1 protein-coding gene is annotated in these 1,169 nt (G+C 26.2%); it reads right to left on the bottom strand.

Annotated elements, in window-relative coordinates; translation table 11 throughout:
- Nucleotides 1-209: 209 nt before the first annotated feature.
- On the bottom strand, nt 210-446 hold the full coding sequence (locus ACJBCC_RS17225; RefSeq protein ID WP_407557924.1) for a hypothetical protein: 237 nt from the start codon (nt 444-446) through the stop codon (nt 210-212).
- Nucleotides 447-1,169 lie beyond the last annotated feature (723 nt).

The following is a 1,169-nucleotide window of genomic DNA, read 5'->3' as shown; positions in this document are numbered from 1 at the left end:
TCAGAACTCTTATTTTTAAATTGTTTTTCAGTTCAATTTAGTTCGTTTTGAGTATGAGTGGCACATTATGCACAACGTGTTTATATATGGTTTGTTGCGTGGTTTAAGCAACTAATTTAGTAAATAATTACAGGCAAAGAAAATCCGCGAGGATTTTCGTAAGTAGAAAAAAAGCCAGCAATAAATTATATATGGTGTTGGTAACCGTTTTATTTACTTATTTCTCTTTTTGAATTCCAATTAATTTCAATGTTTTCATATTTTTCTTTAAGTTTTGAGATTATTTCCTTTTCAAATTCATTCTCATTTTCAACAAATGTTGCGCTATAAAATGAATGTATTTCTCTGCCATTTTTAAGTAAAGGTTCTTTCGGGTCTAATAAAGGTTTTAAAGTTTTTATAGATTGATAAATTACCCAAGGAAATGGTCTAATATGTCTATGCATATGATGATTCAACCAATTATTGACCCATTCAATTTCATTCCAATTAATTTCTTTAGAATATTCAACATTTTTAAGTGTTTTCGCTATTTTTATTAATGTTGATAGTCCAATATTCTGATGGTTACTTGTTGCATAATCAATTCCAAGTAAACCTCTAATTCTGTTTTCTAAAGATAGTCTTAAAGAATATATAGTTAGTAAGTCAGTTGAATAATTATCTTGATTTTGTTCTCTTATTTGATGTTTATAAAATAAATTTTCGGCAAAACTAAAATGTATAGCAGAAGGTAAAGTATTTGTACTAACTAAAATAAAACTTAAATTTTCATTTTTGTCTAAAAGTTGAACAAATCTTTTAATGTCCGCAATTACAATTTGGATTTGTTTTTTTGTGAAGTCATTTTTTAAACTTGATAAGTATTGAATAGAAGACTGAATATGACACCTTGCTATTAATTGTTCTTCTTTTAAAGTCCATTTTACTTTAAAAATATTATTCCTTATACAATTAAGTTTTAAATTTTTCCTCCTAATTTTTCTAAATAATGAATTAGATTTTCAATATTCTCCTTGTCAATATTAGAATAAATATTTTTTAATGTTTCAGTTTGTTTCAATTGAAAGGCGAATTTTCGTTAATGGTTACCAACGTTATTGTGTATGGTTAGTTGCGTGGTAAGCAACTAATTTAGCAAACATTCACGAACCAGAGAAAATTCCGAA

The sequence above is a fragment of the Winogradskyella sp. 4-2091 genome, assembly GCF_045765065.1.
Classification (GTDB): Bacteria; Bacteroidota; Bacteroidia; order Flavobacteriales; family Flavobacteriaceae; genus Winogradskyella.
Note: the sequence above shows the minus strand (reverse complement) of the source record. Positions and strands in the feature narration are given on the sequence as shown.

Excerpts from the sequence above, each read along its gene's own strand:
- ACJBCC_RS17225 (WP_407557924.1), bottom strand. The coding sequence starts at position 446 with ATGCATAGACATATTAGACCATTTCCTTGGGTAATTTATCAATCTATA.